This window comes from Tenacibaculum sp. AWR4_210 (assembly GCF_056160945.1).
In genome coordinates this window covers 33017-57919 of record NZ_JBSWYF010000007.1, presented here as the reverse complement: position 1 = coordinate 57919, position 24903 = coordinate 33017, and the positions used below count along the sequence as shown (strand labels likewise).

Below are 24903 nucleotides of genomic sequence, written 5' to 3'. Positions count from 1 at the left end.
GATGAGAAAGCCGAACGATTTCGTTCGGCTTTTGTGGTTTAGGACTTTGTTTTTTTATAAATAAATTCGATGAGAAAGCATCCTGTAATTATCGAAAATGCCACGATAACCCCCGTGCTGTTAGTAGCCAACGATTGACTAATCAAAACGATTAACGCAATGGTACAGGCTATAAAACCGATCAGTGGAATTAGGCGATTCCCACCAACTTCTCTGTGTAATTTAAATCCTACTAAATTGACGATGGCAAATATTAAAAGAAAACCGACACTACCGGCCGTTGAAATGCTTTCCAATTGCAATAAATTAGCCAAGAGTAGGGTACTGATGGCTGTGATTAAGAGGCCTATGGGTTGTCCCCAAAGCTGGCTCGTTAACTGATGAGGTAACTCATCGTCTTCCGCAATTTCATAACTCACTTTGCTACCTCCGTAAAGGGAAGCATTGATCGCTGAAAATGTAGAAATGAGCGCTGCGATGGTAATCACTGTAAAGCCCAATTTCCCTAACATGGGTTTTGCGGCTTCAGCCAATACGTAATCTTGTGCGGTAGCAATGCTGCTAAAAGGCAATGACCCTACAGTAACAACGGCGATGATTAGGTATAAGAGTATCACAAAAATTACCGAGTAGTAATAGGCTCGAGGGATGTTTTTTTCAGGGTTTTCAATGTCAGGAGCTGCATTTGCGATAAGCTCAAAGCCTTCGTAGGCAACAAATATCACCATTCCTCCAGTCAAGAGTTTAAGGGGGGATTCCCAATGGCTTACCGCTAATTGTGCTACATTTGGGTTGCCCAACAATCCATAAGCTCCAATACCGATAAAAGCGAGTAAAATAATCAATTTGATCACTACGGCATAAGCTTCTATAGCGCTGACAACCTTGATGCTGTAGTAGTTGATTGCGGTAGCAATGACTATGATAAGACTGGTATAAATGTGAAAATCTATTGTAGGGTTGAACAGGGTAAACAGGTTGGGAGCATAGGAGCCAAAGGCAGAGGCATACAGTGCTAACATGATGATATAGCTGACCCACAGGAGGTTGTTAATTCCTCCGCTAAAGGTACTCCGTCCAAATCCTTGATTTACAAATCGAACGGTACCGCCTTGGTCAGGGTACCGTTGGGAGAGTTTTACATAACTGTAAGAGGTGAGCAAGGCTAGTAGTCCGGCAATTAAAAAGGCAATTGGAGTTCCTCCTTGAGCGAGTGAAACTGCCAAACCTAATACCGCGAAGATACCACCACCAACCATACCTCCAATACCGATAGACATGGCTTCTTTAAGTCCGATTTTTTTTCGCATATAGATGTTTTAGTGAATAGGTCTGTTTTTTTTCCATTTTCGTACACGAGTGCGCGCATTTTTGTAGGGAGAGGCCGTGTTAAGTTGAATCATCCTCCCTTGTGACCATTGTTTATACCAGCCCGGTTGATACAGTAATTCAGGATCGCTGTTGTTAATAAGAGCTATTAAAGCTGTAACCGTTTGCTGAAATTCGATTAATTGTTCGGAGTAAGAGCCAGTTTGGTGGTCAGCGTAAAATTTTTGAGCGAGCAGTCCCAATTCATTCCATTGAAAACCACTTTCAGGAAAATCTACAGGTTCGTTGTTTTCCTTTTTCCGATGCCATTTAAGTACGAGTTTTCCCCAGCCTATTAAATAGGCTACCAGATCGCGAATACTCATAACACTGTCTTTTCGGTGTCCTGGAAGTTCTAGTAAGTCCGCATCTTCAGGGGTAATTGATTCGAGATCGGAGAGAAGTTTCGAATAGCTGGTAGTAATAGCAGTTAGCAGTTCGTCTTTGTTGGTAGGAATGGGCATGCCGTTGTTTTTATCAGGGGATTTATTTTTCGTAAGTTTCTAAGGTAAGGAAAAAAAGAATGCAAGATAGTTGTATATACAAGTATTTTTGTAGCTTTGCAGTATGAGTGCGAAAAATCCATTTGAATGCTGCCTGTATTTTACGGCAGGAAGATTTTTTAGGGAAATCAATGCGTTGGCAGAAGAGAGCTTTCAAGAGATAGGTCTCAGTCCTTCGTATGCCTATATTCTCATGGTCGTAGATAATGAAAGTCCGATTGCCACCTCTGCAGTAGCCAATAGGGTAGGGCTCAAACCGTCTACTGTAACGCGTTTGGTAGATAAGCTCGTAGGGAAAGGTTTGATACAACGAAGCCAAGAAGGGAGAAATGTATGGCTCCATAAAACCGATAAGCTGGAGGAAGAGATGCTACAAATAACTGCCTGTTGGAACAAGCTATACCACGCCTATAATGAAATTATAGGGACAAAAGAAGCTACGGAACTCAATGCTGCTCTCTGCCAAGCAAATGAAAAATTGGAGTAAAAAAATTTAATCTTTAATAATTGTATGTACAAGCAATAAAAATGAAAATACTACTAATAACCACACACCCCAACTTTGAAAAATCGATAGCAAACAAAACGATAGTAGCGCAGTTGGAAACCGATTTTGCGGATATAGAAATTCGGAACTTAGATAAATTGTATCCAGATTATCAGATAGATATAGCGGCAGAGCAGGAGGCGCTGATAGCTGCAGATATTATAGTGTTGCAATATCCTTTTTATTGGTATAGCGTTCCGGGAATGCTGAAATTATGGATGGATAAGGTATTGTCGTATGGATTTGCCTACGGTACTGGAGGTGATCAGCTAAAAGGAAAATACCTATTACAGTCACTCACCGTAGGAGGGGCAAAAGAGTCGTACCACCCCAACGGGTACAACCATTTTAAAGTGGAAGAATTTTTACGACCTATTGAGCAAACAGCTTATTTGGCACAAATGAAGTACCAAGAGCCTGTGTACACATTTCGAAACTTTCAGAAGGAAGGTGTTTGGAATTCTGAAAGTCAGGTTAGCGCTCAAGCAATGAAGCACGCCACGGTACTCAAAGAACGTATTAGAGCGATAACATCGAGTAAAAAAGCGGCTGTAAAAGAGTTTGTGTCAGAATGGTTTCGTCATTTTGATACCTTGGATGGGAATGGCTATTTTGTTCAATACCTAGCTCCAGAAGTACAGATGAAGTTTCCGGATAGCGATGCGTTTACCGGACACGATGGATTTCACTCGTGGTATAACGAAACAAAATCTGGTTTTGAAGGAACGACAACACACGATGTACAAAACTTAAAAGTGCGAGAGGTAGCACGCCATCATTTTGAACTCGATATGGAAGTTGCTTTAAAAGGAACCATGACAACGGGAGCTATGGTGGATTTGACAGTAGCAGAATCGTGGACCTTACATTGGGATGAGTTAAGTGATCGCCCAGTGATTGACCGCTATTTAGTAAGCTTAAAAAAGTAAAATTTATGAAAAATACAGCGACATTATTCACACCATTTAGTGCAAATGGTTTTGAAGTAAGTAACAGAATTGTCATGGCACCGATGACGAGAGCTCGCTCTGAAGCAGGTGATGTAATTACGCCTTTGGCAGCAACCTATTACGGTCAGAGAGCTACAGCAGGATTGATTATATCGGAAGGAGTTCCGGTTTCGGAAGCGGCCAGAGGATATGTGAAAACTCCTGGACTCTATACAGAAGCTCAGGTTGCAGGGTGGAAGCCGGTGACAGCAGCGGTACATGCGAAAGGCGGTAAGATCTTTGCCCAACTCTGGCATGTAGGACGCCGAGCTACTACAGAAACTACGGGAGGTAGCACACCGTTGGCACCATCAGCTACAAAAATACCGGATAAGGTATACGGTACCTTGGCAGATGGAAGTTTGGGAATGGTAGAAACAGATATGCCAATAGCGATGAGCTTGGAAGCGATTACCAGTACCCAAGAAGATTTTGTACGAGCAGCTGAATTAGCACTCGAAGCCGGTTTTGACGGTGTTGAAATACACGGAGCTCACGGGTATTTATTTGATCAATTTATGCGTAGTGATGCTAACCACCGCAGCGATGATTACGGTGGTAACATAGCCAATAGAACTCGATTTACCCTCGAAACTGTTCAAAAGGTCGTGGCAGCCATTGGCGCTCATAGGGTGGGCTTGCGTATTTCCCCCTTTTTGTCGGAAGGCGACAGTGCCGACCCGACGATGCCAGAGACAGCCTTGTATTTGATGGAGCAATTAAATCCATTACAGTTAGCCTATGTACATTTATCAGAAAACGTAGCAAATTTTAGGGAGATTCCTGATAGCTATCGCGATAAACTACGAGCGCGTTACCAGCATCCAATTATCGTGTGCGGAAATTATACACAAGAAAAAGCCACGCGTATATTAGAGAAGAACTGGGCCGATATGGTAGCTTTTGGAAGGCCGTTTATCGTTAATCCAGATTTGGTACTCAGAATGAAAAATGGGTATCCATTGCGAGAGGTATCGGAGACGGCTTCTAGTAGTTTTTATGGAGGAGGTGCGCAAGGGTATATTGATTATGATACCTATAATGAGTAACTTTAAGGAGAAAAACATCAATTTAGACCAGAAAATATATGAGAATAACGAAATTGTATAGCATTTTGACCGCGTTGGTAGTGCTATTGGTAAGTGCCTGTAATACTAAGGATACTAAGAAAAAAGGAATCGCAAAAAAAGCAACGGAAACACCCGTGAAAGTTGCAGAAGTGAGCGGACAACAGCTTACGGGGATTACCGTTAGCGATGGTCGGGTTTTTGTAAATTTCCCGCGTTGGCGCTCGAATGTAGCCATGTCTGTCGCAGCCCTACAACCCGATGGTAGTTTTACACCCTATCCCGACGCTGCATGGAATCAATGGACCTTAGAAAGCGATTTGAGTGATACCGCTTTTGTTGCAGTGCAGTCAGTAGTGGCTTTTAAAGGTAAAATGTTTGTACTAGATACTCGAAATCCATTATTTCAAGGAGTGTTAGATGCCCCGAGAGTATTGGTGTTCGATTTGGCCACCGACAAGCTAACAGCGATGTATAAACTGCCTACGGAGGCGTATCATAAAGACAGTTATATCAACGATATCCGTGTGAATAACAGTGGTACCCGTGCGTATATTACAGATTCAGGGCACGCCGGATTAATCGTGCTGAATTTGGAAACTGGAACTGCTAAGCGCGTTTTGGACGAGCATTCATCTACCAGCAGTGAACAAAATCAATTAATGATCGACGGTAAAGCTTGGAAAAATTCGGTACACAGTGATGGTATTGCTCTTGATACTGTAAGCAATACCTTGTACTATCACGCATTAACAGGGTATCAACTCTATGCAATACCTACGGAAATCCTTGAAAACGGCACAGCGGAAGCTGTGGAGAAAGCCGTTGTTAAGGTGGCAAAAACAGCGGCTCCTGATGGAATGATTTGGTATAAAGGAAACTTGTTCTACGCCGATCTTGAACAGCATCGCATAGATCAGCTAAATCTGACGACAAAGGAAATAAGGCCTTTTACTTCTGGAGCTCATGTCCGTTGGGCAGATACCTTCAGTATCGATCAGGGATATCTGTACTATACCAATTCCAGAATTCACGAAGCAGGAGCGGATGTAAGCGGATTGGATTTCAGTATTTACAAGCTGAAACTTGAATAGTGAGGCGTTTTTATGATTATTCATTATAGAGAAATAAACGAGTATTTGCTGGCAACGGGGTTTGAACAACCTTCGGAGCTAGCAGATTTCTTTGTGTTGAGTTTTGATGAAATTACTGACAGTTCAGTGGAATTTATGCCTCCTTACCAGAAGGATTTTTATCAAATTACGCTATTGATTTCAGGCGTTTCGGATACGAGTATAGAAATTGATACCGAACGTGTTGATCGTTTGGAAAACAGTCTGTTTTTTTTGTCGCCCACACATGTTTATGCTTGGAGGCGCAGTGGAGCTACTAAGGGGTATATTGTGTATTTTAAAAGAGAGTTTCTAGATTTTTATCAGGGAGCCTTGCAAACAGATTTTCCTTTTTTCGATATTACGAATCAAGGAATACTCTCCTTGTCGGACACAGAGGTAGCGCAATTGACACTCGATTTTCAAAAATTACATCGAGAGTATCACAGTCCATCACTGTATCGCTATCAAATACTACAATCGTCACTGCTAGCTTTTTTGTTTAAAATAAAAAGTTTAGACGAATTAGCGCAGCAAAAACTTCCAGTGCTATCCAGAAAACAAGAGTTGTTTGCTAAATTTAAATCCCTGCTCCAGCACAGAATTCAAGCAGATACACAGGTAACTATTTATGCCAGTTATTTGGGAATTTCAGAAAGCTACCTAAACAGCATTACCAAAGCCATAGCAATGATAACTGCCAAGGAGTACATTGCGCAGTATCGCTTAAAATTAGCCAAGAGCGCCTTGAAGTACAGTTCTCGAACTATTGCCGAAGTCGGCTATTGTATCGGTTTTGAAGAGCCTACTCATTTTTCTCGTTTTTTTAAAAAGTATGAGGGAGTTACGCCGAGTGCGTATCGAAAAAAGTACACTTGATTTTGGTCAGTATTGAGGGGTAATGGGTTATTTCTGCAGTGTTAGCATGTCTAATTTTGTTGCAGATAATCATAACATAGAATCACATGGAGAAAATTATTGTCCTGGGCGCTACAGGAACCATAGGAAAAGCGGTATTGGCAGCGCTACAACCCACCCAAACAGAAGTTTATGCAGGAGTCCGAAATCCTGAAAATGTATCAGCGAGTACACTGTCGGGAGCTGTTCCAATTCAACTTGATTTTACGAAAGCGGAAGACTTGGATAGGGGATTGCAAGGAATGGATCGCGTATTTTTGGTTACACCGCTCATGCAACAACCTGAGTGGGTAACGCAACTGGTACTTGAGGCTGTAAAGAAAAATAATATCAAGCACATTGTTCGCAGTACTGCATTAGGAGCGGATGTTGATGGAGCGATAGAGATGTCGCGTTGGGCAGGAAGGAGTGAAGAGCGAATTAAAGCAGCAGGAATTCCCTATACTTTTATTCGTCCGAATAACTTTTTAGAGAATTTTATTAATTTTCACGCTCAAACGATTCGAGAATACAAAGGGTTTTACGTACCCAATGGCACTGCTAAGGTCGGTATGGTATCGGTAGCAGATATTGCTGAAGTTGCTGTGCATGCCTTGACGAGTGATGCACATATGAACAAAGCGTATGACTTAAGTGGCTTGGCGTTGACCAATGCTGAGTATGCTGCAGCATTGAGTGAGGTGTTGGCAGAGAAAATTAGCTATATTGATGTTCCTGAAGCCAAGGCGAAAGAAAGTATGTTGAGTAATGGAATGCCAGAGTGGCTCGTTTCGGCGATGATGGAATTGTACAGTATTATGAAACAAGGATGGACAGCTGCCTATAGTGACGATTTTAAAAATGTAACAGGGAGAGAATACACCACTGCGAGCTCCTTTTTTGAAAAAAACAAGCAGGTGTTTCAATCTGTGTAAGATAATGATAAAACGAATAGAAGATATCGGTGCATTGTACGAGTGGGGAGGGCTTGACAGAACTCCTGTAACTCCGCAGTTTGATGTGCTCAAGCATCAAGAAACCTATCCTTTCATGAAAGCTGTACTTCCACCTCATAGAAGGAACTTTTATTCATTGATATTTTTGGAAGACCAGCAAGCCGGGAGCATGACCATTAATAACACACAGTACCAGCAGCGCAGGGATGTATTGTTTTGTCAGTCGCCTGACCATGTTTTTAGTTTTGTAAGAGGCGATGCTTTGGAAGGCTACCTCGTTTTCTTTAGTGCTGAGTTTTTACTTCCTATGGTTAAGGATCTACGTACGGAGTATTCCTTTTTTGCTTTGCTAAACACGAACCTGTTTCAGTTATCACCCGATGAAAAATCAGGGATTTTAAAGCTGTTAACGCTTTTGTATCAAGAACGAGACAATCTCGCTGTTGCGAGGTATGTACTGTTGGGCTTGCTCGAAAAGGTGAGAGGGATTCAACAGCGAAACCTACAGGCCGCTGCTAATTTGTCAAAGCCTGATCGGCTTGTACAGCAGTTTCATCGATTGGTGAATGTGTATTACATAGAAAAAAGACAGGTCGCTGCCTATGCTATTCTGTTGGGCGTGACCGCTAATTACCTCAATGAACTGGTAAAAAAGACCACTGGGATTTCCGCAAAAAAGCATTTGCAAAACAGGTTGTGTTTGGAGGCCAAGAATTTATTGAGGGCTTCCTCTTCAGATATTGCAGAAATCGCCTATTTCTTGGGGTTTTCGGAACCGACGAATTTCGGAAAGTTTTTTAAGCAACAAGAAGGGTGTTCACCGAAGTACTATCGTGAAAATCGATAATTCGTATCAGGATAACCCCGATTTGGATTGGCCAAGCGTGCCGAGACTGAGCTAATTTTGTAGACAATTACAACAGTGTATGCACGGAGTATTAATCTAATTCAGAAGTGATGAAAGCAATACAAATGAATGCTACTGGTGAGGTAGCAGTTTTGGAAATACAAGAGGTAGCAGTTCCGCAACCCAAGCCGGGTGAATTACTTATAAAAATAGCAGCTGCTCCTGTTAATTACATCGATACGATTATTAGAAGAGGGGATATGCCCCCTGGTATGATGCCTGAAGTTCCTTTTATTCCTGGAGTTGAGGGGACGGGTGTTGTTGAAACTGCCAATGCTGCAGGGTTTCACAAAGGAGACAAAGTAGGTTTTTTGGGAGTAATAGGAAGTGCTGTTTATGCGGAGTATGCTGTGGTACCTGCGGACAAGGTCGTTTTGTTAGACTCGAAGGTCGATCTACACGCTGCAGCCGTAATCCCAGTAAACTACGTAACGGCATATCACATGATGAAAAACGTAGTAGGAGTAACCAAAGGGAAAACAGCTTTGGTATACGCAGCTTCAGGAGGTGTTGGTACTGCCTTGATTCAATTAGCAAAGCTCTTCGGGTTAAAAATTGTAGCATTGGAGCGCAGAGCTGAAAAAGTGTCGAATGCCTTGGCCTTAGGAGCGGACTACGCTTTTAATACCACCGACGAAAATTGGGTGTCGCAAGTGGAGAACGCGATAGGAGAAAATGCGGTAGATTACGTATTTAACCCAGTAGCAGGCGATAGTCTACAACAGGATTTGCAATTGCTAGCACCTTTGGGACATATCGTCGTCTTTGGTTTCTTGGGAGGAAAAGGATCTGTAGATATTATGGACTTGGGAATGCAGTATTTTAGTAAAGCACCGACACTTTCCTTCTCAGAAATTTACGCCACCTATTTTAATGATTACGAACTCATAGCAGCAGCTTTAAAGCAATTGTACCTCTGGTTAGCATCAGGAGCGATAACTCCGGTCTACGAAACACTGCCGTTATCGAAAGCACAGGAGGCGCACCAAAAACTTGAAGCTGGAAAGGTTCGTGGAAAACTCATCTTGATCAACGATTTTTAAGAAATGTCTCTCCCCTTGATACGCAAAAGCACCGTAATGATGAGGTTACGGTGCTTTTCTATGATGATCAATGTTTTTATTTGGTAGTAAATTCTATTAGCAGCGGTTGTAAAGGGCGTTCATCAGTAGTTCTGAAATTTTCAGAGATCAGAATTTGATACTGCTTTTTAGGTTTTAAATCGAGGGTAAAGCTCCAACTTAGTCCCTTGTCATCCCATGTTCGTTCACGCGACATCTTAGGAAATGCCGAGCGGCCACGGGGGCCAAAATCCACTCCAGTGGTTTGTCCGTTTAGCGGCTCAGAGAAATGAAGCGTTACTTTGGTTCTCCCGGGAGCAACATCTGTAGCTTTATTCGTGATTCCGGTAATACGGGCAATGCTGGGGCGTTTGGCATCGAAGTGTTCCTTGAGGGTGGCCATGGGCGTGTCAAAATATCCAGAAGCATCGACCAAATTAAATACTGCTGAGGTATCTGAAAAATCTAACTCAATCAGGTTTTTTAATGCTCGGTCTTTGTCAGTTGCCTTGTCATAATAGGCTTTGGCGATAAAAAATCCGATAGCATAGGCCATGTCTTTATGACCGTGAATTTTGTGCGCGCTCCAAATCCAATGAAAGCGTTTACTCGGATAAAAGACATCGTTGAGGTACTCTTTTTTTAGGCTATCTCCGTGCTCTTTAACGTATTTATACGATGTAACATAGGGTTCCTTACCTGTAGCGAGATAGCTAACATATTCGGCAATTCCTTCGTAGAGGGTATATACGAGTAGGCTGTTGGCCAGTGCTTGCTGTTGCGTGTGCACGTATTCATGTACACACAAAAACGGTAAATCTTCGATGGGTGTATACTCTTCAAAATATTCGCGATCGGCTTCTGAAAGTTCACTAACGTTGATCGTTTTATCTGCTAAGGCCATATTTGCAGCAATAAAAATGGAATCGTTTCTGATGGTTCCGTTGGTACGAAATAGTCCGATATCGAAATGTATGCTCGACGGTTTCAGTGCCGGATACAGCGATTTTAATTTGGCGATATCTTTTTGAATGGTTTCGTACTGCGCTTCGGTAGCTAGGGTATTTTTTCTTACCGAGTTCCAATAGGCCGTTTGGGTGGTCATGGAATGCAGGTAATCTTCGGGTTGATAATTTCTCAGCGCTCTTAAGGTATGTAAAGAATTCGATGATGGTTTGAGGAACAGACTATCCAGGTATTTGCGTTGGAGCAGGCTGTCTTGGGTTTGCTGAATGGCATCATAGGCAGCCCAGAAATGAGGAATATTCGTGTTAAAGGCAGCAAGGGTAGCAGAGGTAGTAGCGGTTTCTTTTTTGGTGGTAGTACAGCTCAAGCACAGTGTAGAGAGCAAGAGTCCTAGGACTATTTTTTTCATGGTTCGGTTAATTTTTGCCCCTAATATAAGAAAAGCACAGTTGGTACTGTGCTTTTTTAGCGGTCTAATAAGGACCAAAACGTTCAAAATGACAGGTATATCCATTGGGGTTCTTAACCAAATAATCTTGATGATACGCTTCGGCTGGCCAAAACTTAGTAAAGGGCTCCAGGGTTGTAACTACTTTTGATGGCCATCGTTCCGAGGCATCTACTGTTTCAATAAAAGCAATGGCGGTAGCTCGTTCTTCTTCGTTCTGAAAAAAGATAGCTGATCGGTAGCTAGCACCGCGATCGTTTCCCTGGCGATCAACAGTTGTCGGATCGTGCACTCGGTAAAAATAGTCCAAGATTTCTTCAAAATTCGTTAGACTACTGTCATAGGTTAGCTCGATTCCTTCGGCATGCCCTGGGTGGTTTTGATAGGTGGGGAACTCATTTTCTCCTCCTAGGTATCCAACTTCGGTATCTAGGATTCCGTTTCTCGTTCTAAAGAGGTCTTCCATTCCCCAAAAACAACCTCCGGCGATATAGGCTTTTTTTATAGTATTCATAAGTAGTTGATGCTAGATATATACTTTGTTGTAAAAATACAAAACAGCTTACAAAGGGAAAAGCAGCTTAGGGAGGGAAAAGGTTTGAAAAAAGTAAAAAAAAATAGTATTCATGTGTTTGAACCTAAGTGTGTTAGTTTTTTTTAATGATTTTTCTGTGTGAAAATCCAATAAAACCCTTGTATAACCTAAAAAAAGTCTTATATTTGCAATCGCAAATCGCGGGATAGAGCAGTAGGCAGCTCGTCGGGCTCATAACCCGAAGGTCGCAGGTTCGAGTCCTGCTCCCGCTACTGAGCAAGGCACGTTAGAAATAACGTGTCTTTTTTTATGCCTAAAAACTTCTTTCTACATAAAAATATTCAGAGTTGTTGCAGTCAAGAGTTTCGGCTATGCGGAGTTCTGAAGTTCAAAGTAGTGAAGTCTCGGACTTCGCACGACCCTTAGTGAGCCTTTTGTTTAGGGGGTGAATTTCTGCTTATTATTAAATAAGTTGATTGAGGGAGCTTGTAATGATCTTGCGGATTTTCCCATTAGCCCCCATTATGTATAGCCATTGTTAGCTTCAGTTTTTCGTCGTATTTTGAAATCAATTCCTCCTTAATCAAATTATTTTTAGTCAGATGCTCATATAGCTCTTTTAAATATCCATGTACGGATTTTAAATATTCAGAACTTATTGACTCCTTTTTATTTTCTTCTAGAAAATCATATGTCCGTTTAATAAACATAAAAGTAGCATCATAATGATTGCCTTTAAAAAGTATAATGGAGTGATTAATATAGGTTACAAACCTATATTGGGGAACATTTCTTTTAAAATACCTGATAGGAATATTCTCATTTAATTGTTCAATCCAGTATTCTATATCAAACTTCATTGTTTTAATACGGTAAAATTTCTATTTCGGGGTTGTCTAAAAGTTCTTGTTTAATAATACCGTAAATTTTACTTACCGTTTCTTTTGTAGATATTTTTTTGAATAATTTTTTTTTGAATTCTTCCTTGGGACTTATTGATATTAAAAATTCATTTTTTTCTCCATCAATATTTCCTGTCGAGATGTAGACACTAAATTTAAATTGGTCTAACCTCAGTTCATAGCTGTAATCGGTAGCGTAAAGGTCAGCCACTTCAATTTTGTTCGCTAATAATGTGTTTTTCGTAAACTCAGCAAGTCTTTTACCAAATCTACCAGGATTAATATGATTTTCTTCTCCAGGATATGAAGGGAATAATTCAGATTTTATATAAAGTTCAGTTTCCATTTTTTTATGAAGTCAGCAGTTACGGGTTTAAAGTTTTTGTTTTTCGTTTTAGCATAGAGGTCAGCAATTCCGAGTGGATTCGAACCTAGTGGTTGCGGTTATACATTGTTGTAGGCAGTTTTTTATTCCTCCACAATATCAACCCCATAAATTCCATTTTTATTTTCTGGATAAATTCTTCTCATTGTATCGTAATAATCGGCCAGAAATCTATTTAAATCCCCAAGTCCATCCGTCGAATATCCTATCGTGTCTTTTCTATCTGTTAACATTAAAACTCTTCGTTTGTTTTGGTCAGAATTTTTCCTCTTTTCGTTTCGTTTTAGAAACTGTTCAAATTTCCAAACTGTATCCTTCTCGGATATTTTTTTAGTATAAATTCTTTCCCATTTTGGATTTTCGTGAAAAGTCAGTTCTTTAAAATTACTAACAATACTGATTGAGTCAGCATGTTTTGTTATTTCAATTCGTTCATATCCTCTATAAGTACAAACAGAATGGTTAAACAAAATGGTCAAAGTGTCCAATTCAGTCATTTTTTGTCGGAAGTTGCTCAAATCCGCAATCAAGTTAAATTCTGATGAAAGCTTTTCTTTTTCCGCTTTTGATTTTTCTTGACAAGACACGAAAATTAATAGTCCGATTAGTATGTAGATTGCTTTTCTCAAATTGCGTACAATGGTAATGGTCTTATGTATGACTTCGTTACGTGTTCAAGCACTAAAGTTAGCAAATACGAATCGAATAGAAAATCTGCGAGACCAAGAAATTACTTATAGCCATTGTTGGTGGTAGTATTATTTTCTTTTTTCGTTGTATAAATCAGCTACATCAGTCCAGTCGTCTTTCCATTTTTTTTGAAAGTATACATAAACTTTACTCAAATCAGATTCTTCATTCACCCTCCATTCTTCCCAATCATCTTCATCCCAATCGTCTCTTTCATCATACAGACTTAATTGATTATTCTTTAAAGAAGAAATTGTAAAATCTAGATATTCATCAAAGTTTCTAGCTATTACAGATATAGGTTCAGGTTCAGCACACGGTAAATAAATTATTTGACCGTATTGACCTTTTGAATCGGGGTCGTAATCAATACATAAATACTGGCCTGACTCATCTGTTGCAAAAGGAATTCTTTTGTGATTATATAAATCGGGTTTTACCATATTATCCTGATAAATGCTTTCAGGATAACAACTGCTGTTTTCCTTAAATGAGTTAATATCGTTCATAATTCTTTCAGTACTTGAAAGAAAAAAGCCAAGAATAGCTAATTTATTTTTTCCTTCTCCGTTGGTATGCCTTAATAGATTTTTTAGCTCTAATGGAATATCGAAACCTGAAAACTCTTCTAGTTTTTTTAATTGTGCTTCAGTGGCTCCTTCGTTTAAAAAGTTTTCGTAATCTTCTAATTTAGAACTAACAATACTTAAAAGTTCCTTAGCCTTTTCTGTTTTTTTTCTTTGCTTAGTTTGTTTAATTTCAATTACTCCCCATTTATTTTTGATTTTAACCCAAGCCATGTTCTTGTATATGGGATTTATACTTTGAAAAATGAATTTAGTTATTTCGTTTCCATAAAAGTCTATAAAACCATATGAATTATTTTTTTTAGCAATTAAAAGATTGTTGTTAGCTTTTTTTAAATCATCATAAATAAAATCTAGTTCTAATTGTTTTGTTTTTGAGTTATACAAAGAGAATTTATCATACTTTTTTTTATTAAAAAATTCATTTTGAACAATAAATAGATGTTCATCTATTTGTGTTATAAAACCATCAAACCTGAAAGGGACAACAATTTCCTCTTTTAAATTTAAGATTCCATTCTTTCCATTTTTACTTGTATGTATAAGTCCGTTTTTATAACCACCAGTCCTAAACTTAGGTTCAATAACTATATTAAAATCCTTATCAATAAAACCAAATCCTTTATCCGTTGTGTCGACTCTTGATACGTTACCGTCAAAAGGACCGACTCTAAACCAGTTTTCGGGGCATCTGTAAACAATTTTGTCTTGTTTGTCAATAAAATATCTTGTTAGATAATCATTTTCATTTACAAAAGCCAAGCCATTTGAAAATGGTCTGGGATACCTATATTTAAATTCGGTAATACTATTACCTTGTTTATCAATATAACCTCCACCTGTTTCATTGTTTTCCAACCAAACTTCAACACTCAAAGCACCTTCACTAAATTTATGGTCATTAACTGATCTAATTTCATATTGTGTTTTTAGAATCTGTCCTTTCTCATCAACTAAAATAATTTTAGAATCTATGTTTAATGCAAAAAAATTGGGTTCGATATATTTAATATCATCTGCTTTTGCAGGGACTACAACATTCCCCTTTTTGTTTTTTAAGCCTATTTTATTGTTGTCATTTTTAAAAGGGATTAAACTATCCCAAATTATAGGCTTATCAGCACTGAGTTCTATCTTGAAGTTACCATTATAATCGATTAATCCCCATTTTTCATTTTTTCTAATTTGAGAAAGTTCACTTTCTGCTAAACCTCCTATATATACGTTTTCCAAACTTAAATATGGTTTTTTATGCCATTTATTAGGAAGAATTAAATTGTCAAACTCTAATTTTTCATTGAGTGAAATGCCTTCATTTTTTTTAGACTTTTTAAAAAGTTTTTCTAGAAATTTCATTTTTTTTTGTTTGGATATGAACACAACGGTCTCAGATATGAGTTGTTACGTTAGATAAGAACGAACTATCTAAGTACAAACCAGGTTGGGAAATATAGGAACTTCCAAAATAGGCGAGACCACGCAATTATTATAGCCATTGTTGGCAATAGTTTTTATTATTCAAATATTTCATTCAATTCTTCAATTCCAGAGTCTTGAGCTAATTTCCTGCTAATCGTCCAAATTTCATTTTCCCATATTTTCCAACTTTCCGAATTGGGATTATCCAGAGTCATTCTTATTTCAGTTTTTGGTGAAAATATTAAATATTCATATCCAATTCCATCTAATGTCATTCCAAGGTTAGTATCAAACAAATCGTAAGATGTCAAGTTTCTGATCTTATCCTCGAAATCGTTAGTTTTACTAATCATATGAAATTTATTAACTTCTCCTTGGTTTTCTATTGTGAAAAGCCCTTGAATTAATTTTTCGGGATTTTTTGATCCTCTAAATTCAGTTTTTTTGAACTTAATAGAAAACAACCAACACCATCCTTTAAACGACTGGGAGATGTTAACTAACCAACTATAATCGATATACATTTCATTAGTTCTGCAATTTCGTTCGTCTCGGATTGTAATATTTCCAGCTCTTAAATCTGGAATTCCCAATTTAGAACATAAACTGGCAATTACTTTCTGATGAAGCTTTTTCTTATTCAATGCATTGTCTCTTATGGTTGTTGTTCTGTTCGTCATCTTAAATGAATGCCAAGGTATTTGTGTATGATTTTTATAGGAAAAGGACGCGAGTCATTTTCTGATATTGCTGAAAGATAATTAATATGATTGGATTTTCGTTGATGAAATTCAGACGAAATTAATTATACACGGTGTTGGCATTTCGTTATTATTCAGTCTGGTGTTTATAAAAATTTAAAGCAAATTCTCTTACATATTCAGTGTAATTTTCATTTTCGGATATGGACTTCATTAATTTAACAGAGTCTTTCCATTCATCCCCTTTTAACGAGTTGATATGTCTATTTAATAAAAGAATTGAAGTTATTGTTCCATTTTCAGTATTAAATTTCAATAATTCCGAATTGTATATTTCGTATGCTGGATTGTCAATATTTTCAATAAAATGTATAAATGAAAAATTCTCATTCATTTCAGAATCTTGATTTTTCAAAAAATCAAACAGTTTCTTTACTAGTTTTTCTTTTTGTATTTTAGTTAGAGAGCTTACATCAGATATATTTCCTCTAATTTTATCGAAGAATTCACTAATTTCATAATCTTCCATTTCCTCATCGACTTTGAAATTTTCGATTTGTAAAAGTATTTTCTCTAGATTCATTTATTATTTGATGGGGTTTTTTATGAATACTAACGGTCTCGTATAACCGTCAGTTACGGGTTAAATTAGTTGTTTCTTTTTTTTGATCACTAGCGTTAGCAATTCCGAGTGGATTCGGACGTAGTCGAATCCGCCGTAATTGTGGTTATACATTGTTGTAAGCAGTTTTTTATTGTCCATATATCGCTGCTAAAATCAAAGGAATGGTTATTAAAACGGAAATAATAGCTGGTTTTATCCAACTTCTTTTTCTGTGCTGAAGTTCTTTTCCGATAAATTTATTCCAGAAATATTCTGTCAAAATCCCACCACCTGCAATATTAAAAATCAAAGCAATGTTGCCTCCAATTTTTAATGAGTTCACAACGACAAGGGTAATAATCGTATATAAAATTCCAAAAATCAAAACTTGGATTCTTCCAGTTTGATTTTCGGTTTGCTTCATATTATACATTAGTAATACAGCTCCGAAAATCGTCGAAAATAACCCAGAAAACACCATAATTACTTTTTTTGAATGAAGTTCAGGTGCATTTGGGACGTCAGTTATATTGTTTTTCTTTTTGTGTTCCTCGATAGTTTTTTCACGAGTAATTTCTTTTTTCTCTTTTTCTATTTTGATTTCGCTTTCAACAGATTCCAATTCAGGTGTATTTCCGTTTCTTTCTTTCAGAATATGAATAGAAGCTGCGACAGCTTGTTCATTGTAACTTTTTTTGTTCTCTAAAATATATTCTAATTCCGAGTCAGTTTTATGTTGGAACTTTTCAATAAATCTATTTTCGCTCATTATTTGATTTGGTTCGATTTTGTTGGATCAAATTGCTTACGGTCTCGTATAACCGTCAGTTACGGGTTTTAAATTACTATTTTTCGATTAATAACTGACGCTCGCAATTCCGAGTGGATTCGGACGTCGTCGAATCCGCCGTAATTGCGGTTATACATTGTTAGCAAACGTTATTGTTTCCATTTAGTTCTCATTTCCGTTCCTATTCGGAAATATTGTTCGTCCATATTATAGATGTAACATTTTCCGAAACTCACTTTGCCTTGAACGGAATCTATGTCAATAAAATATTCGTCATCCTCTGTTGTAAAATGAAATCCTTTTTTAATTCCATTTTCTTCTCCTTTATCAATTTTTATATACCAACTTACAAGTTCACTTTCTGGGTCATAATCATCTTTCTCAACTATTTTCTTTCTGTCAACTATTTTAACTGAAATCGGTTTTTTTAAAAAGTCATTTCGATATTCTTCTGGAATTTTGTTAATGTTCCAAATGATATTAATTGTGGTATCATTTTTTGTTCTCGTGAGATAATTTCCGCTATTATTTGGCTCTTCTCCGATATTATAATAATATGCGAATTGTTGGTAGTCGTTTCTGAAGTCAAAAGTTCTTAATGAATCATACTCTTTCGACAATAAGTATTCTTTGTTTTTCCACTCAAATATTTGATAATCAGTTTTTATTTTTAAAGAATCAGCTCCATATTCTAATATTTCCTTTCTGTCTATTTCTTCTGGGAAACTTGAATAAACAATTAGCTCAACCTTATTAGGATTTAGTTGAAGAGTAGAATCGGTCATTGCGTATTTTCCGAAATGTTTTTCAATTCTTGCATCGCCAAAACAACTTGCTACAATTTCAAATCTGACAAACTCATTATTGCTTAATAAATCTAATTTCCGATGATGATTAAATCCGTGATATAAGTAAGAAATAGTATCAATTTTTATCGCACTTTCCTTTTTTTTCGATGATTGTTTATTAGAACAACTCAAAATTAAAAGAAGGATTAATGTTTTTAGTACGATTTTCATCTAATGTTTGCTAACGGTCTCGTATGACCGTCAGTTACGGTTTTTATAATCCGACATAATCAGTTTCTTTTATTTTCAATTTTCCAAGTCGGTTATTATTTATTTTAATCAAATACCAAACTCTCCATTGATTGTCCGTATCAGGAACAGCCAAGTCGGAAGTCAGATAAATATTATTTCCTATAATGCTGTCAATTTCGGTTGAGAAAAGATTGCATTCTGTATAAAATTCAGGAATCAGTGATTTTTCAAAGTCAGTTCTGTCGATTTGTTTTTTATCCACAATTGAGTCGGTCAAAAGTTTAAAATCAGTTACCATTTTGTGAGAATGGTCTAAATAGAGTTTTTCTCCGTTTTGAGATAAATTTCTAACAATAGAACTATCGTTTAAACTATAAGTTTTTAATTCAAGAGTGTGTTTTAAGTCAGATATTTTAAATTCTTTTTTACTAGAAATAGTGTCAAGAATTAAAGCCCAATAATTATTAATTGTATCCTTTTTCTTTTTTGACCAGATATTTTCTGCTTCTTTTATTGGTTCAGATTTTGTTTCTGCTTTTAATTCCGTTTTGGGCATAAATTCTGGTTGGGTTTTGTCCGACTTTTTTCGGTCGCAACTTGATAGAATTGAAATGGTTAATATTAAAATCAAAATTTGTTTCATCGGTTTTCAACTGTTTTGTAACGGTCTCGTATAACCGTCAGTTACGGGTTTAAATTACTGTTTTTCGATTAAGCACTGACGCTCGCAATTCCGATTGGATTCGGACGTAGTCGAATCCGCCGTAATTGCGGTTATACATTGTTGTGTGCAGTTATTTTTTCTCTCTATTGTTTTTCAATTCTTTAATTCTCAATATTCTATTAGTCATAATTCCAATGTATGCGGTCAAAATCATAACAAGAGGTAAAACTATTTGCCAAGGTCCTGATTTAGGGTCATCAAATAATAATTCAAATTGTGGGATTTGAAGTAATGTCAAAACAACTATTACGACTGAAAATATCAGTAAAGATTTCCAGTTGCTACCTTTTGATTTTGGTTTGTAGCCTACAAGAATCTCTTTTGTATAGATTAAGAGCAGTCCTATTGCCAGGATATTTGGAATAAGTAAGTTCCAAGTGTTGTATTTGGCATTTCCAATATTCCCGAAAGTCAGAAACATGAAAGTCAGCCAACCAAAAAAATAGATTGTTAATAGAGTTAATCCTATCCACAACAGTTTTAATAATATTTCTGGTTTATAATTTTCCATCTTTAAATTCCTAATGCTCTAATTGCTTGTTTATCAACCTCACATTCTTTTTCCGCAGGATTTGGATAGTGTGTAATTCTATTTACAATTTCCAAAACTTTTGGATGCATTGGCTTTTCAGAATGAATTCCAAATACTCCGATAGTCCAGTATTTCCACATTTCATCTTTTCTATCTAGGATTTCGAGAATTTCAGTGGTTAGATTTTCAGAAATAGAAGTCAAATATTCTGCAACTGTTCTTGCTACAGGCCAATTCATATCCTGAATCCATTCTAATAAGTCTGGAATTATTGACTTTATTTCTTCGTACGAATATTGTTTCAGCCTTTCTGCTGTTTTAATATCAAGCTTATCTTTCGGAATTAAGTCTTTAACGTTCATTTTTAATTGCACACAACGTTCTTGTGTATGATTAGTTGCGGGAAAATCAGCAAGATTTTTCCGCCGTAGCACTAAAGTAATTAATTCGAGTGAATTTCCGTTGAGGAAATTCCGCCGCAATTAATTATACACTTTGTTGCCATTAGTTATTTTATATCTGTTGTTAGCTTTTTAATTCGTTCAATTAATTCAGTTTTTAATTCTACTGTTTCTCCTTCGTTAGTATCATTTGCTAAACTAATAAGTGAATATCCAAATTTTTTAAGTCTGTCCATTTTGCTTCCAGATTTTGGTGACCATACCGTTCCTGTTTTTAATGGTCTATCCGCTACTGAAAAATAGTAATTAACTCCGTCAGATCCCATTAATTCTTTGTCTGGATACTTTCGATGAGCTATTGCTTTTTTAAAAAGCTCCTTATATAGTTTCATATCAGATTCTGATATTTCAACTTTCTTCTTATTAACTTTTATATTTTCCTTATTTTTTTCTGTGTACCATATACTTTTTGTCATTTTATGATGCACTATAAAATACTTTTGTTTTTCCTTTTCTATTGCTACGACTTCTTCTACAGAAAAGGAAGGGATTATCAAAAATCGAACTTCAGGATAATCAGACATTCCATTCATTAACACTTTTCTCACGAGAGAATAGTATTCAAATTGAAAATCATAATTATCAAATATACTTTCAACTGGTTCTAGATTGTCATTTTGAGCATTGAGATTTGGAATACAGAATAAAAGTCCAAATAGTATTATCAGAAGTTTGTTTTTCATAATTAATGGCAACGTTTTGGCTAAGCTGCGTTTTAATGCAGTTTAGGTGTTGTTGTAACACGTTTTAATTTATAGGTTTTTTTTCCAGTTCTTTTATCAGGTTCAATATCTTTTCGTTGATTTTAATATTGTCTAACTGGTCTATTTCTCCTTTTTCAGTATGTATATGGACTCTCTCTCTTCTGAACTCAAAAGCTAAAAATGGCTGATGCTCAGATAATCCATGTCTTCTTGATTTCGAAAGCATTAATGTGGTTAAAGATTGACCGGCACGAATAGTTTTGTCAAATCCTTGATTTACTAGAGCATTAATCAGCTCAATTATTTTATTCTTGTTAGGAAGACTATGCTCTGGAAAGCCAGAATAGAATCGTTTGATAGATTTCCAACTCTCTATAAACTCTCCTTTTATACTTTCTCCTTTCTCGTAGCTTTTAGTTAAATCATTTACCGGAACCCATGAAAACTCTTTGTTTAAAGAGGATGGAGCCTCTTGGTCAATTAAATATCTCTTAAGAACTTCCGCTGTCTCGTTTCTTTTGGTTTCTGTTTCAAACAAGGTACACCCATCCCAAGTGAATCCAAAATATACTTCACCATGGTTGCCAACACCAGTAGACCAACAGGATCTACTATCGGTTGATATTTCGTATCTGACTATCCCACTTCCCTGGTTTTCCAAGACTTTGCTAGTATTAGCTAAATCTGGAAACTCATTTATCCATTCTCTCTCTAATTTTTGAAATTTTCTAAGATTAAGATCAACAAAATCAAACTTATATAAATGTTCCTTGGATTTATTGCCTAGCCATTCTTTTGTCGACTCAATTAATTCTTTTCTATTGCTGGTTCTGCCGCAGGAAATTTCTTGGTCATTAGCAAAATAGGTAACTATAAATTCTTCAGTTCTTCCTTTCTCATCCGGATGATATGAGATGTCACAACTATAAATTGAAACCTTGTGGTTTTCCAGTTTTAAATTGCAATACCAATGGACACCAGCTCCTTCCAGATCTATCACTGGCTTAATCTCGGAATCACCAAAATATTGCTTAACCTCTCCCAGAAGTGTTTTTGCTATTTTCTCTTCTTTAAACAATGTTTCGTCTAATGTGTTACAACGGTTTTGTGTATGATTTTTTGCGTGAAAAGGACGTGAGTAATTTTCCGATGTTGCGGAAAGATAATTAATAAGATTGAATTTCCGATGAGGAAATTCAGCCGCAATTAATTATATACGGTGTTAGGATACGTTTATATTCCATATTTTATTTCTCTTGTTTTAATCATTTTTATCTTTTTCTTTTTTAATTTTCCATTCTTGGTTTTAATTTGACTAAATCTTTTTTTTGAAATCCAATTTTTTCTTTTGTCATACTTATATTCAATTGTATAACAAACATTATCGTTTTCATTCAGCCTTCTCTCCCAAAAGATTAAATCTCCATATTCATTGTATTCATATTGAGTCTTATGTTTAAAATCTTTTGAATAATCAATAGAGTGAGATTGTGTTACTATTAATTTTCCTTTGTTATTGAATTGCGATATTTCTACTGTATTTTCATCTACATAATACTTTGCTTTTTCGTAACCAATTAAATTCCCACTTCCATTATAGTTTGCTAATTGTACTAAATTACGATTGGTGTCAAACTCATATTTTGTAATGTTCAATATTTTATTATTTGAGTTAAATTGAATTTCTAGACAATTTCCAATGGAATCATATTCATATGTTGTATGTTTTTTTTGATAGCCAATTACATTAATCCAATGTTTATTGTCTAATCTGATTCTTCTTCGTAAACTATCATATTTATAGATATTCAGCCAGATCAGTTTGTTCTCACTATTAAACCTTTTTAAACTAATGAGATCCATATATTTATTGAATGTTTTATATTCAATTTCTCTTTTTACACCATTTTTATTATAAAATTTAGTTTCCTCTTTTATTTCGATAAAATTAGAGTTCTTGTCATATTTGTAAAAGTTTGACAAATAACTTCCAATTGATTGAGAGTAAATTTTAGAAATAGAAATTAATAAAAGAAATGTAATTAGCTTTTTCATAATTCAAATGTGCCCTAACGGTCTCGTATAACCGTCAGTTACGGGTTTAAAGTTTTTGTTTTTCGTTTTAGCATAGAGGTCAGCAATTCCGAGTGGATTCGAACCTAGTTTAATCCGTTGTAATTGCGTTTATACATTGTTGTGTACAGGTTTTATTTTTTCATTTACAATTTGAATAATTTGATTCCATTCAGATTCTTTTACCTCAGATTTTTCCAGTATATATGAAAGTCCACTTTTGGAATCAAAATCAAGAAATAATGTATCTTCTATTATTCTAAAACTTTTGAAAGTTGGCCATTTTATTTTCGTTTCAAATCTATGGTCAGTATATCCAAAATGGTCATCTTTAAATTCCCAAATACAATTCCGTCCGCTATTTACATATCCGTCAATTTCAGCACTAATTTGTCCGAAATATCTTTTTTTGCTCTTTGAGTAATATGACCAGTAATCATAAAAATTTACGAAATAGTGGATTCCTATACCAAGGAATAGAAAACCTACAATTTTTTTGTCTGGTGTTAGCTGGTCGTGTTACATGCTACTTTGCTTTTTCTCAAAAATTAATTAGTCACAATGTCGGCTACTTTACTTTATTGTAGTGTCCTATAACCGATTATATGAAATTTGTCAATCTTATTATCATATCTCAATTTGATTTCTATATTTTTATAATCAGTCATTACCGTTAGAACACAATTTTCAGTGTTGTCTAAGGGGATGTTGAAATAAGAAGTTTTAACCCCAAAATTAAACTCTGAAGCGTTTTTTTGCAATTCAATCATTTTGGCTTTTAATCCATAACCAAGTATCACGACATCAGGGAAATCAGAGTTAAATTGAGAAAAATCGGTTTGAGTAAGTTTTTTTCCAATCTCTAGGATTCTATTCTCATCCAATTCAATTTTATTACATGAAATTAATAATAGTAGGGTTAGTAATTTTAATATGTTTTTCATTTTCTTGTTTTGTAGGTAACGGTCTCGTATAACCGTCAGTTGCGGGTTAAATTAGTTGTTTCTTTCTTTTGATCACTAGTGTTAGCAATTCCGAGTGGATTCGAACGTAGTCGAATCCGTTGTAATTGCGTTTATACATTGTTAGCGGTAGTTTTTATTATTTCTAATTCTGTATGTCCTGAGCAAATTTTCTAGTTTTTTAGGGCTTATATTATAGTCGTCAATTTTCAATTTTTCAAATCCGTTTTTATAGTCATAGATAAGATAAAATTCTTTGTTTTTTCCAGAACCCTCCATTACAACTTCTTCATTCTTTATTTCATTCCAACTTTTGAATTCAGTATTAATGGTTTTAATTCCATTACTATCTAAGGTTATTTGTGGATTTGTGTCTAAAACTTGTTTTAATTCTTTAAATCCGAAATAACCTCCAATTAAAGCTAGTAATGTTCCCATAATATAGCTGTCAGAGTTCATTAATAAATAAATTCCACCTACTAAACATAAAAGCATAATAATAAACTCATACGTGTTTTTTATTTTTGAATAGTAAATCACAGATTGACTTGAAACAGAACGGTCTTCTTTGAAAATGTCTTTTTTATCAAATTTTTTCTCCAATTCAGCCCATTTTTGTTTGTCAGAATTTGTTTTTATTTCTGTTTTATTAAACCAACTTTTATCTTTCCAAATTAGGCCTTGCTGAATTGCTTTCTTTTTCAATTCGTGGACATTTCTAACATTTTCAAACGCCCAAATCCGCCATTTAGTAATTCCATAACTCCAGTATAACCAAGTAAATAAAAATCCAATTAGAAAACTAATAGCTATTCCCCAGTCGGGAATTAATTTTTCACTAAAAAGATACATTGCGAGACAAGGTGTTCCCATCATTAAAAAGAACACTGGAACATTAATCACTAAATGTCCTCTTTTTATAGCTTTATCAACTGTTATTTGTTTTCTCATTAATTTTGGTTCAAATTACCGC

General features: G+C 36.0%; 28 protein-coding genes and 1 tRNA gene. 9 read left to right on the top strand and 20 right to left on the bottom strand.

Annotated features, from left to right (window positions below; translation table 11 throughout):
• Positions 1 to 38 precede the first annotated feature (38 nt).
• Both ACXAG7_RS13740 and ACXAG7_RS13735 read right to left on the bottom strand, forming a co-directional pair.
• Positions 39 to 1310, bottom strand: coding sequence for an APC family permease (locus ACXAG7_RS13740; RefSeq protein ID WP_408042519.1), 1272 nt, complete (start codon positions 1308 to 1310; stop codon positions 39 to 41).
• A 9-nt stretch (positions 1311 to 1319) separates the two neighbouring features.
• On the bottom strand, positions 1320 to 1832 hold the full coding sequence (locus tag ACXAG7_RS13735; protein WP_476667161.1) for a ClbS/DfsB family four-helix bundle protein: 513 nt from the start codon (positions 1830 to 1832) through the stop codon (positions 1320 to 1322).
• A 103-nt stretch (positions 1833 to 1935) separates the two neighbouring features.
• Between ACXAG7_RS13735 and ACXAG7_RS13730 the strand changes: the two genes are divergently transcribed.
• From ACXAG7_RS13730 to ACXAG7_RS13695, 8 genes are all read left to right on the top strand, one after another.
• The gene (locus ACXAG7_RS13730) at positions 1936 to 2358 is read left to right on the top strand and encodes a MarR family winged helix-turn-helix transcriptional regulator (protein ID WP_408042521.1); all 423 of its coding nucleotides are present in this window, start codon (positions 1936 to 1938) and stop codon (positions 2356 to 2358) included.
• A gap of 41 nt (positions 2359 to 2399) precedes the next feature.
• Entirely contained in the window at positions 2400 to 3347 is a 948-nt protein-coding gene (locus ACXAG7_RS13725; RefSeq protein WP_476667160.1) for an NAD(P)H-dependent oxidoreductase, read from the top strand.
• A gap of 5 nt (positions 3348 to 3352) precedes the next feature.
• Positions 3353 to 4456, top strand: a complete 1104-nt coding sequence (locus ACXAG7_RS13720; protein WP_476667159.1) for an alkene reductase — start codon at positions 3353 to 3355, stop codon at positions 4454 to 4456.
• 38 nt (positions 4457 to 4494) lie between these two features.
• Positions 4495 to 5568, top strand: coding sequence for an L-dopachrome tautomerase-related protein (locus tag ACXAG7_RS13715; RefSeq protein WP_476667158.1), 1074 nt, complete (start codon positions 4495 to 4497; stop codon positions 5566 to 5568).
• A gap of 12 nt (positions 5569 to 5580) precedes the next feature.
• The gene (locus ACXAG7_RS13710) at positions 5581 to 6465 is read left to right on the top strand and encodes a helix-turn-helix domain-containing protein (protein ID WP_408042525.1); all 885 of its coding nucleotides are present in this window, start codon (positions 5581 to 5583) and stop codon (positions 6463 to 6465) included.
• 86 nt (positions 6466 to 6551) lie between these two features.
• Entirely contained in the window at positions 6552 to 7418 is an 867-nt protein-coding gene (locus ACXAG7_RS13705) for an SDR family oxidoreductase (RefSeq protein WP_476667157.1), read from the top strand.
• A 4-nt stretch (positions 7419 to 7422) separates the two neighbouring features.
• On the top strand, positions 7423 to 8286 hold the full coding sequence (locus ACXAG7_RS13700; RefSeq protein WP_476667156.1) for a helix-turn-helix domain-containing protein: 864 nt from the start codon (positions 7423 to 7425) through the stop codon (positions 8284 to 8286).
• 110 nt (positions 8287 to 8396) lie between these two features.
• Positions 8397 to 9389, top strand: coding sequence for a quinone oxidoreductase family protein (locus ACXAG7_RS13695; RefSeq protein ID WP_476667155.1), 993 nt, complete (start codon positions 8397 to 8399; stop codon positions 9387 to 9389).
• Between the two features lie 76 nt (positions 9390 to 9465).
• On the opposite strand, the gene ACXAG7_RS13690 is transcribed toward ACXAG7_RS13695, so the two are convergent.
• Both ACXAG7_RS13690 and msrA read right to left on the bottom strand, forming a co-directional pair.
• Complete coding sequence (locus ACXAG7_RS13690; RefSeq protein WP_476667154.1) at positions 9466 to 10782, bottom strand: DUF2268 domain-containing putative Zn-dependent protease; 1317 nt, start codon at positions 10780 to 10782, stop codon at positions 9466 to 9468.
• Between the two features lie 64 nt (positions 10783 to 10846).
• Positions 10847 to 11335 (bottom strand): peptide-methionine (S)-S-oxide reductase MsrA, encoded by a 489-nt coding sequence (gene msrA, locus ACXAG7_RS13685; RefSeq protein ID WP_408042530.1) that lies wholly within the window; start codon positions 11333 to 11335, stop codon positions 10847 to 10849.
• Positions 11336 to 11555: 220 nt separating this feature from the next.
• On the opposite strand from msrA, the gene ACXAG7_RS13680 reads away from it, so the two are divergent.
• Positions 11556 to 11628 (top strand) — tRNA-Met (locus ACXAG7_RS13680).
• 240 nt (positions 11629 to 11868) lie between these two features.
• Here ACXAG7_RS13680 and ACXAG7_RS13675 read toward each other — a convergent pair.
• The 16 genes from ACXAG7_RS13675 to ACXAG7_RS13600 form a co-directional block, all read right to left on the bottom strand.
• The gene (locus tag ACXAG7_RS13675) at positions 11869 to 12216 is read right to left on the bottom strand and encodes a hypothetical protein (protein WP_408042531.1); all 348 of its coding nucleotides are present in this window, start codon (positions 12214 to 12216) and stop codon (positions 11869 to 11871) included.
• Between the two features lie 4 nt (positions 12217 to 12220).
• Positions 12221 to 12604 (bottom strand): hypothetical protein, encoded by a 384-nt coding sequence (locus ACXAG7_RS13670; RefSeq protein ID WP_476667153.1) that lies wholly within the window; start codon positions 12602 to 12604, stop codon positions 12221 to 12223.
• Between the two features lie 122 nt (positions 12605 to 12726).
• The gene (locus tag ACXAG7_RS13665) at positions 12727 to 13230 is read right to left on the bottom strand and encodes a hypothetical protein (protein ID WP_476667152.1); all 504 of its coding nucleotides are present in this window, start codon (positions 13228 to 13230) and stop codon (positions 12727 to 12729) included.
• A 171-nt stretch (positions 13231 to 13401) separates the two neighbouring features.
• Positions 13402 to 15276, bottom strand: a complete 1875-nt coding sequence (locus ACXAG7_RS13660; protein ID WP_476667151.1) for a WG repeat-containing protein — start codon at positions 15274 to 15276, stop codon at positions 13402 to 13404.
• Between the two features lie 158 nt (positions 15277 to 15434).
• Positions 15435 to 15983: a hypothetical protein gene (locus ACXAG7_RS13655; RefSeq protein ID WP_476667150.1), complete on the bottom strand. Its 549-nt coding sequence runs from the start codon at positions 15981 to 15983 to the stop codon at positions 15435 to 15437.
• Between the two features lie 187 nt (positions 15984 to 16170).
• On the bottom strand, positions 16171 to 16623 hold the full coding sequence (locus tag ACXAG7_RS13650; RefSeq protein ID WP_476667149.1) for a hypothetical protein: 453 nt from the start codon (positions 16621 to 16623) through the stop codon (positions 16171 to 16173).
• A 169-nt stretch (positions 16624 to 16792) separates the two neighbouring features.
• Entirely contained in the window at positions 16793 to 17413 is a 621-nt protein-coding gene (locus ACXAG7_RS13645) for a hypothetical protein (RefSeq protein ID WP_408042536.1), read from the bottom strand.
• A gap of 170 nt (positions 17414 to 17583) precedes the next feature.
• Positions 17584 to 18453 carry a hypothetical protein gene (locus ACXAG7_RS13640; protein ID WP_476667148.1) on the bottom strand — a complete coding sequence of 290 codons (870 nt, stop codon included), beginning with the start codon at positions 18451 to 18453 and terminating at the stop codon, positions 17584 to 17586.
• A 43-nt stretch (positions 18454 to 18496) separates the two neighbouring features.
• On the bottom strand, positions 18497 to 19117 hold the full coding sequence (locus ACXAG7_RS13635) for a hypothetical protein (RefSeq protein WP_476667147.1): 621 nt from the start codon (positions 19115 to 19117) through the stop codon (positions 18497 to 18499).
• Positions 19118 to 19268: 151 nt separating this feature from the next.
• Complete coding sequence (locus ACXAG7_RS13630; protein ID WP_476667146.1) at positions 19269 to 19709, bottom strand: hypothetical protein; 441 nt, start codon at positions 19707 to 19709, stop codon at positions 19269 to 19271.
• A 2-nt stretch (positions 19710 to 19711) separates the two neighbouring features.
• Entirely contained in the window at positions 19712 to 20092 is a 381-nt protein-coding gene (locus ACXAG7_RS13625; protein WP_476667145.1) for a DUF5071 domain-containing protein, read from the bottom strand.
• A gap of 146 nt (positions 20093 to 20238) precedes the next feature.
• Positions 20239 to 20874, bottom strand: a complete 636-nt coding sequence (locus tag ACXAG7_RS13620; protein ID WP_476667144.1) for a hypothetical protein — start codon at positions 20872 to 20874, stop codon at positions 20239 to 20241.
• A 64-nt stretch (positions 20875 to 20938) separates the two neighbouring features.
• Positions 20939 to 21973: a hypothetical protein gene (locus ACXAG7_RS13615; protein ID WP_476667143.1), complete on the bottom strand. Its 1035-nt coding sequence runs from the start codon at positions 21971 to 21973 to the stop codon at positions 20939 to 20941.
• A gap of 155 nt (positions 21974 to 22128) precedes the next feature.
• Positions 22129 to 22950 (bottom strand): hypothetical protein, encoded by an 822-nt coding sequence (locus tag ACXAG7_RS13610; protein WP_476667142.1) that lies wholly within the window; start codon positions 22948 to 22950, stop codon positions 22129 to 22131.
• A 596-nt stretch (positions 22951 to 23546) separates the two neighbouring features.
• Positions 23547 to 23912 (bottom strand): hypothetical protein, encoded by a 366-nt coding sequence (locus ACXAG7_RS13605; RefSeq protein WP_476667141.1) that lies wholly within the window; start codon positions 23910 to 23912, stop codon positions 23547 to 23549.
• 141 nt (positions 23913 to 24053) lie between these two features.
• On the bottom strand, positions 24054 to 24881 hold the full coding sequence (locus ACXAG7_RS13600) for a hypothetical protein (RefSeq protein WP_476667140.1): 828 nt from the start codon (positions 24879 to 24881) through the stop codon (positions 24054 to 24056).
• Positions 24882 to 24903: the final 22 nt, after the last annotated feature.

What these genes read in the sequence shown, in the direction of transcription:
- ACXAG7_RS13740 (WP_408042519.1), bottom strand. Translation starts at nt 1,310, where the DNA reads ATGCGAAAAAAAATCGGACTTAAAGAAGCCATGTCTATCGGTATTGGA.
- ACXAG7_RS13735 (WP_476667161.1), bottom strand. Translation starts at nt 1,832, where the DNA reads ATGCCCATTCCTACCAACAAAGACGAACTGCTAACTGCTATTACTACC.
- ACXAG7_RS13730 (WP_408042521.1), top strand. Translation starts at nt 1,936, where the DNA reads ATGAGTGCGAAAAATCCATTTGAATGCTGCCTGTATTTTACGGCAGGA.
- ACXAG7_RS13725 (WP_476667160.1), top strand. Translation starts at nt 2,400, where the DNA reads ATGAAAATACTACTAATAACCACACACCCCAACTTTGAAAAATCGATA.
- ACXAG7_RS13720 (WP_476667159.1), top strand. Translation starts at nt 3,353, where the DNA reads ATGAAAAATACAGCGACATTATTCACACCATTTAGTGCAAATGGTTTT.
- ACXAG7_RS13715 (WP_476667158.1), top strand. Translation starts at nt 4,495, where the DNA reads ATGAGAATAACGAAATTGTATAGCATTTTGACCGCGTTGGTAGTGCTA.
- ACXAG7_RS13710 (WP_408042525.1), top strand. Translation starts at nt 5,581, where the DNA reads ATGATTATTCATTATAGAGAAATAAACGAGTATTTGCTGGCAACGGGG.
- ACXAG7_RS13705 (WP_476667157.1), top strand. Translation starts at nt 6,552, where the DNA reads ATGGAGAAAATTATTGTCCTGGGCGCTACAGGAACCATAGGAAAAGCG.
- ACXAG7_RS13700 (WP_476667156.1), top strand. Translation starts at nt 7,423, where the DNA reads ATGATAAAACGAATAGAAGATATCGGTGCATTGTACGAGTGGGGAGGG.
- ACXAG7_RS13695 (WP_476667155.1), top strand. Translation starts at nt 8,397, where the DNA reads ATGAAAGCAATACAAATGAATGCTACTGGTGAGGTAGCAGTTTTGGAA.
- ACXAG7_RS13690 (WP_476667154.1), bottom strand. Translation starts at nt 10,782, where the DNA reads ATGAAAAAAATAGTCCTAGGACTCTTGCTCTCTACACTGTGCTTGAGC.
- msrA (WP_408042530.1), bottom strand. Translation starts at nt 11,335, where the DNA reads ATGAATACTATAAAAAAAGCCTATATCGCCGGAGGTTGTTTTTGGGGA.
- ACXAG7_RS13675 (WP_408042531.1), bottom strand. Translation starts at nt 12,216, where the DNA reads ATGAAGTTTGATATAGAATACTGGATTGAACAATTAAATGAGAATATT.
- ACXAG7_RS13670 (WP_476667153.1), bottom strand. Translation starts at nt 12,604, where the DNA reads ATGGAAACTGAACTTTATATAAAATCTGAATTATTCCCTTCATATCCT.
- ACXAG7_RS13660 (WP_476667151.1), bottom strand. Translation starts at nt 15,276, where the DNA reads ATGAAATTTCTAGAAAAACTTTTTAAAAAGTCTAAAAAAAATGAAGGC.
- ACXAG7_RS13650 (WP_476667149.1), bottom strand. Translation starts at nt 16,623, where the DNA reads ATGAATCTAGAGAAAATACTTTTACAAATCGAAAATTTCAAAGTCGAT.
- ACXAG7_RS13645 (WP_408042536.1), bottom strand. Translation starts at nt 17,413, where the DNA reads ATGAGCGAAAATAGATTTATTGAAAAGTTCCAACATAAAACTGACTCG.
- ACXAG7_RS13640 (WP_476667148.1), bottom strand. Translation starts at nt 18,453, where the DNA reads ATGAAAATCGTACTAAAAACATTAATCCTTCTTTTAATTTTGAGTTGT.
- ACXAG7_RS13635 (WP_476667147.1), bottom strand. Translation starts at nt 19,117, where the DNA reads ATGAAACAAATTTTGATTTTAATATTAACCATTTCAATTCTATCAAGT.
- ACXAG7_RS13630 (WP_476667146.1), bottom strand. Translation starts at nt 19,709, where the DNA reads ATGGAAAATTATAAACCAGAAATATTATTAAAACTGTTGTGGATAGGA.
- ACXAG7_RS13625 (WP_476667145.1), bottom strand. Translation starts at nt 20,092, where the DNA reads ATGAACGTTAAAGACTTAATTCCGAAAGATAAGCTTGATATTAAAACA.
- ACXAG7_RS13620 (WP_476667144.1), bottom strand. Translation starts at nt 20,874, where the DNA reads ATGAAAAACAAACTTCTGATAATACTATTTGGACTTTTATTCTGTATT.
- ACXAG7_RS13610 (WP_476667142.1), bottom strand. Translation starts at nt 22,950, where the DNA reads ATGAAAAAGCTAATTACATTTCTTTTATTAATTTCTATTTCTAAAATT.
- ACXAG7_RS13605 (WP_476667141.1), bottom strand. Translation starts at nt 23,912, where the DNA reads ATGAAAAACATATTAAAATTACTAACCCTACTATTATTAATTTCATGT.
- ACXAG7_RS13600 (WP_476667140.1), bottom strand. Translation starts at nt 24,881, where the DNA reads ATGAGAAAACAAATAACAGTTGATAAAGCTATAAAAAGAGGACATTTA.